General features: G+C 52.0%; 7 protein-coding genes and 1 pseudogene. 6 read left to right on the forward strand and 2 right to left on the reverse strand.

All coding sequences use genetic code 11. From position 1 onward, the window contains the following. A partial coding sequence (locus VU18_RS03455; RefSeq protein WP_236687267.1) for an ABC transporter ATP-binding protein occupies positions 1–637 on the forward strand: 637 nt, incomplete at its 5' end. Between the two features lie 88 nt (positions 638–725). Here the strand turns inward: VU18_RS03455 and VU18_RS03460 are convergent. Next, positions 726–908, reverse strand: coding sequence for a hypothetical protein (locus VU18_RS03460; protein ID WP_011230317.1), 183 nt, complete (start codon positions 906–908; stop codon positions 726–728). A gap of 298 nt (positions 909–1,206) precedes the next feature. Here VU18_RS03460 and VU18_RS19065 point away from each other — a divergent pair. Beyond that, a partial coding sequence (locus VU18_RS19065) for a glutaredoxin domain-containing protein (protein WP_304413646.1) occupies positions 1,207–1,343 on the forward strand: 137 nt, incomplete at its 3' end. A gap of 1 nt (position 1,344) precedes the next feature. Beyond that, a pseudogene (spx, locus tag VU18_RS03465) lies at positions 1,345–1,605 on the forward strand (transcriptional regulator Spx); the annotation flags it as partial. A gap of 50 nt (positions 1,606–1,655) precedes the next feature. Here the strand turns inward: spx and VU18_RS03470 are convergent. Beyond that, positions 1,656–2,315 carry a TerC family protein gene (locus VU18_RS03470; RefSeq protein ID WP_014195176.1) on the reverse strand — a complete coding sequence of 220 codons (660 nt, stop codon included), beginning with the start codon at positions 2,313–2,315 and terminating at the stop codon, positions 1,656–1,658. A gap of 210 nt (positions 2,316–2,525) precedes the next feature. On the opposite strand from VU18_RS03470, the gene mecA reads away from it, so the two are divergent. The 3 genes from mecA to VU18_RS03485 all read left to right on the forward strand — a co-directional run. Continuing rightward, entirely contained in the window at positions 2,526–3,206 is a 681-nt protein-coding gene (mecA, locus tag VU18_RS03475; protein ID WP_011230320.1) for an adaptor protein MecA, read from the forward strand. 96 nt (positions 3,207–3,302) lie between these two features. After that, positions 3,303–4,811, forward strand: coding sequence for a cardiolipin synthase (gene cls, locus VU18_RS03480; RefSeq protein ID WP_011230321.1), 1,509 nt, complete (start codon positions 3,303–3,305; stop codon positions 4,809–4,811). A gap of 188 nt (positions 4,812–4,999) precedes the next feature. Then, positions 5,000–6,007 (forward strand): competence protein CoiA (locus VU18_RS03485; protein WP_236687268.1); only part of this gene is annotated, 1,008 nt, incomplete at its 3' end.

Genomic DNA, 6,007 nt, shown 5'->3' on the forward strand with positions numbered 1-6,007 from the left:
GTCGTTGAATCCGCGGATGACGGTCGCGGATATTATCGCTGAGGGCATCGACATCCATGGGCTGGCGAAAACGAAAGAAGAACGGATGCAACGCGTGTATGAATTGCTTGAGACGGTTGGCTTGAACCGCGAGCATGCCAGCCGCTACCCGCATGAGTTTTCCGGCGGTCAGCGCCAGCGGATCGGCATCGCCCGGGCGCTTGCCGTCGAGCCGGAATTCATCATCGCCGATGAGCCGATTTCGGCGCTTGACGTTTCCATTCAGGCGCAAGTCGTGAACTTATTGAAGCGCCTGCAGCGTGAAAAAGGGTTGACGTACTTGTTTATTGCCCATGACTTGTCGATGGTCAAATACATCAGCGACCGGATCGGCGTCATGTATTTCGGGAAAATGGTCGAGCTCGCTGAATCGGAAGAGCTGTACCGCAATCCGATCCACCCATACACGAAGGCGCTCTTGTCGGCCATTCCGCTTCCGGATCCGGAAACGGAGCGGACGCGCAAGCGGATCGTTTACGACCCGGCGCAACATGGCTACAAAGATGGAGAGGAACTTGAATTCCGTGAAATTACGCCTGGCCATTTTGTGCTTTGTTCGGAGGAAGAGTATAAGCGGTATCGGGCGATGTATGCCTAGCAGAATAGAAAAGAGCGCCGCTCCTTCATCGCCGCATGATGCGAACGGTGAAAGAGGCGGCGCCCACCTATGCGCCTGTCTTGGCGCGTTATTTTTTTCCCCCGACGACTTTCCATCCTTGTTGGATGCGGCGAGAGGCCTCGACATGCTTTCCACTTTTGTTTCGGCCGAACATCCGCTCTCCGATCGTGTTGCTGATGTTTCCCATCAATGCGGTGAGGACGACGATCAATGCCGAAGCAATGGCAAAGTCGATGAAATAGCCGGCCATCGGTTCTTCCTCCCTTTTCCTTTTCTACTTTGATTGTAGAGGATTTGCCTTTACTTTGGAAGAGGAAAGAAAATTGCATTTATCATCGAAAAACTATATCTTTCTTGGCCGATGTATTGTATAATATATCATGTTAAAGTCATTTCAATTTGCAAACGATTGGCAAAGCGGCTGATCGCCAGACTGGCGTCCAGGCCGTGTCGCTATGCTGTCAGACGTCAAACCGGCATAGCGGTGCACGTCTGTCGTCTGACGGACGAGGGAAGCAAGGGATTCCTTGTCAAAAGGAGTGATCGAAGTGGTCAAGCTATACACATCACCGAGCTGCACGTCATGCCGGAAGGCGAAGGCGTGGCTCGAGAAGCACAATATTCCTTATGTCGAGCGCAATATTTTCTCCGAACCGCTCACGGTCGAGGAGATTAAAGAAATTTTNCGGATGACGGAAACGGGGACGGATGAAATCATTTCGACCCGTTCAAAAGTGTTCCAAAAGCTGAACATCAACTTGGAAACGTTGCCGCTGCAAGATTTGTACGAACTCATTCAAAAAAACCCAGGCATTTTGCGCCGGCCGATCATCATTGATGAAAAGCGGCTTCAAGTCGGCTACAACGAAGATGAAATCCGCCGCTTTCTGCCGCGCAAAGTGCGGGCGTATCAGCTTCGTGAAGCGCAGCGGCTGGTGAACGGGTAATAAAAAAACTTCTACATGGTCTGCCATGTAGAAGTTTTTTATCATTTGCTTTATGCGGCGCGCGACCGGCGGTGGGCCGCCAAGCCGAGCAAAACGGCAAGAACGGCCGCCGCCATTGGAAACAGCGCCTCCCCATTCGGGGGGTAAAACGGGCGCAACCGCTCTTCGGCAGCGATCATCTTTCCAGCGGTGTACGCCAAGAGGGCGCCGCCGGCATAAATGAGAATCGGGAACCGTTCCATGGCATAAAGGATGATTTTGCTGCCTAAAATGATGATAGGAACGGAACAGAGAAAACCGAACACAACAAGTCCGATATGGCCTTGAGCCGCTCCAGCGATGGCGATGACGTTGTCAAGACCCATGGCGACATCGGCGGCGACGATCGTCTGGATGGCTTTCCAAAGCGACGGTTCGGCTTTGATCATAGTCGGTTTTTCGTCTTTTTGCCCGATCAGTTTCAAGGCGATCCAAAAGAGGACGACGCCTCCAGCGAGCTGCAAGAACGGAATCGTCAACAGCCAAACGACGGCCACCGTCAAGACAATGCGAACAGCGATCGCCAGCGCGGTGCCGACAATGATGGCCACATTCCGCTTTTGTTCCGGCAAGTTGCGGCTTGCCAGCGCAATGACAACCGCATTGTCCCCGCCAAGAATGACATCAATGCCGATAATCAGCAAGATGGAAACGATGTATTCATCCACCATAGGCGTCCCTCATTCCGTCCGTGTTCATCATCATTATAGTAGGGCATGGCCGGTTTCATAACCAATTTTTAAAAATGCGTTTTTTTATTTCCCTTCTTTCGCTTTTTATCATAAAATAAAAGTACAAGATCATAAGTTTTGATTTAAATAGTTTCAGGGGCACAATCCCTTCCTTTTTTATTTCTCTGTTTTAGAAGGGAGAGTTGAGAAATGGAAATCGAACGCATCAATGAACATACGGTGAAGTTCTACATTTCCTATGTTGATATAGAGGAGCGCGGCTTTGACCGCGAGGAAATTTGGTACAATCGGGAACGAAGCGAAGAATTATTTTGGGAAATGATGGATGAAGTTCACGGGGAAAGCGATTTTTCGCTCGATGGCCCGCTTTGGATCCAAGTGCAGGCGCTCGAAAAAGGGCTTGAAGTCGTCGTGACGAAAGCGCAGTTGTCCAAAGACGGAAGCAAGCTCGAGCTGCCGCTTCCAGAAGAGAAATGGCGCGAGTTTTCGCTGTCAGCTGGTGAAAAGGTGGAATCGCTGTTCGGCCACCATTTCCACTTTGGTCAAAACGGGGACGCCGAGGAGAGAGAAGAGCAAGATGTCCTTCAATTCATCCTTTCGTTCAAGGATATCGAGGATGTCATTTCCTTGGCCCATCGCGCTGACTTCTCTCGGTTGTCGAATCGCCTGTTCCAATTTGAAGGCCGCTATTACTTGTTCGTGGAGTTTGACGAGCGCTACACCGAGCAGGAAGTGGACAATATGCTCAGCCTTCTGTTGGAATACGGAAGCGATTCCCAGCTGACGATTTATCGACTTGAAGAATACGGGACTGAAATTATGGGCGACAATGCACTCGAAACGATCAAAACGTATTTTCCAGCCTTATAATGTTTCCATTCCGCCGATTTCGCCGCCAGAAATCGGCGTTTTCTACGTTAGCGGAAGAAAAACGGCCATCATGAAGAGCCGGGTGGAGGGGTTTTGTTGCGAAACACATCGAGAGTGGCGATTCTCGTCGTCATTGTCGGCGCGTTGCTGGCATTGACGAACGGGTTTTGGGAAGGGAAGCTGCTTGGTCTTTTCAGCGTATTGATGTCTTGTTCCGTCATCTTTATTGCGCTGGTCATTTCTCTTGAGAATCGAAAGCCGGCGCAGACGATCGCTTGGCTGGCGGTGCTGGGGAGCTTTCCGATTGTCGGCTTTTTGTTTTATTTATTGTTCGGACGCAACTATTGGCAACAACGGCGCTATAAAAAGAAAGCCGATTTTGATGAGGCGGTGCTGCTCAAGTTTCAAGAGCCGTCGCCGATTGCCGTCGAGCGGCTGCCGATGGCGCCCCATCAGCGTCCGCTTTTGCGCCTTGCTTATCGCATCGGCCAGCATCCGGTTTCACTTGCTTCGCAGACGGCGGTGTTGACGAACGGAGAGGAGACATTTTCTTCTATTTTTGCTGAACTGGAAAAAGCGGAACACCATATTCATTTAGAATATTATATTGTCCGTCATGATGAAATCGGCCAACAGTTGAAGCGCGTCTTGATGGAAAAAGCGCGTCAAGGTGTGCGCGTCCGTTTTTTGTACGACGCCGTTGGAAGTTGGAAGTTGTCAAACGCCTATATCGAGGAGCTGCGCGCGGCTGGAGTCGAGATGATCCCGTTTTCACCAGTGCGCCTCCCGTTTTTAAGCAACCAAATCAATTTCCGCAATCACCGAAAGATCATTGTCATCGATGGAGGCGTCGGCTTTGTCGGCGGGCTGAACATCGGAGATGAGTATTTAGGAAAAAACAAATATTTCGGATTTTGGCGCGATACGCACTTATTGATCCGCGGTGAAGCCGTCCGGACGCTCCAGCTCATTTTTTTGCAAGATTGGTATTACATGACGGGAGAACGCTTGTTGACGCCGGACTATTTGTCGCCGCCGCTCATCGTCGAGGAAGGGCAAGGCGGGGTGCAGCTCATTGCCGGCGGTCCGGACCAAAAGTGGGAAGTGATCAAACAGCTGTATTTTGCCATGATTACGTCGGCCAAACGGTCGATTTGGGTTGCCTCGCCGTACTTTGTGCCGGATGAAGACATTTTGACGGCGCTCAAAGTGGCGGCGTTAAGCGGCATCGATGTTCGCCTGCTGGCGCCAAAGCGTCCGGATAAAAAAATTGTCTTTTACGCTTCGCGCTCGTATTTTCCCGAGCTGCTCGAGGCTGGGGTGAAAATTTACGAGTATGAGAAAGGGTTTTTGCACAGCAAAGTCATCGTCGTCGATGGCGAGCTCGCCTCGATCGGCACGGCGAACATGGATATGCGCAGTTTCCATTTAAACTTTGAAGTGAACGCCTTTTTGTATTATACCGACAGCATTCATAAACTCGTCCGCGACTTTTTGGAAGATTTTCGCCACGCTTCCATGATCGACTACGAACAGTTTCAACAGCGCCCGTTCCGGGTGCGTATCGCTGAATCGGTCTCCCGGCTGTTGTCGCCTCTGTTGTAACCAACCGCTTGTAAACGCCAGTCCGCCGAATCGGCGGACTTTTTTCGACGCAGTTTGGCTTTGGGCAGGAAAACCGGCGATGGTCAACGAATAAAAGGGAAGAACCGAACGGTGAAGGGGGGCAGCAGAGAACAATTCCAGCTGTTCCCGCTCACGGACAACTATTTTTTACTGGAAAGGAAGTGATCATGTTGTTTGTCGCTCTCGCCGCTGATGGCAGGACGGTTTCGCTTGCCGGGGCGGAAAGATGGGAACGAGAGGGGCTGATGCGCCTGAAACGACAGGAACCGTTTTTTTGTCCCGCGTGCCGTCAAGAAGTGGTGCTCCGGTCGGGCCGCTACCGTTTGCCGCATTTCGCCCATCGAAAAGGGGCGGCCTGCCCGGTCGAGCACGAACCGGAGTCGGAGCGTCACTTAACTGGGAAGCGAGACTTGTTCGCGTGGCTCATTCGCCAAGGCATGGAGGCGAAGCTCGAGCCGTATTTGCCCGCCATCAAGCAGCGTCCTGACGTATTGTTCCGCCATGGCCCACACCTTTATGCCCTCGAATACCAATGTTCCACGATCGATGAATCGCTGTTTCGCGAACGCAATGACGGCTACCGTCTCCTTGGCATCCGCCCGTTGTGGGTGTTAGGAGCCCATCATTTGCGGCGTTCGCCAAAATATTCGGGGGAAGTGCAGCTCTCCCGGTTTCAATGGTTGTTTGCCCATCGCGCTCCACATTCAGTCGTTCCACATATATGGTACTACAGTCCAGAGACGAAACGCTTTATCCGTCTTTTTCGCCCGTTGCCGCTATCGGTGCAGCGAACATTGGCCGCGGTCGATTCGATTCCGCTTTCGTCGTTTTCGTTCCCCGATTGGATGGCCCCCTGCCCGCTGCCGCTTCCATCCGAGTTTTGGGAGCGATGGCTCGAACGAAAAAAACAATGGCGGCGGACGTTTCCGCTTTATCCGAACCAAACCGTGCGCCGCATTTGTGCTGATTTTTACCAGGCGGGCATCGTTCCGTCACTGTTTCCGACCGAAGCAGGCTGGCCAGTGCCGCGGGGGTATTTATGGGAGACGGCGCCGTTCATTTGGCAAACGTATGTCCTTTTGTTTCTTCTTGGAAAGACCGGACGGCCGGCAACGGCAGTATCTTTATTTCAGTGGCTCGACGACAAAATCCGCACCGGCCGCCTCGTTCCGCGC

This window comes from Geobacillus sp. ZGt-1 (genome assembly GCF_001026865.1).
Lineage (GTDB): Bacteria > Bacillota > Bacilli > Bacillales > Anoxybacillaceae > Geobacillus > Geobacillus thermoleovorans.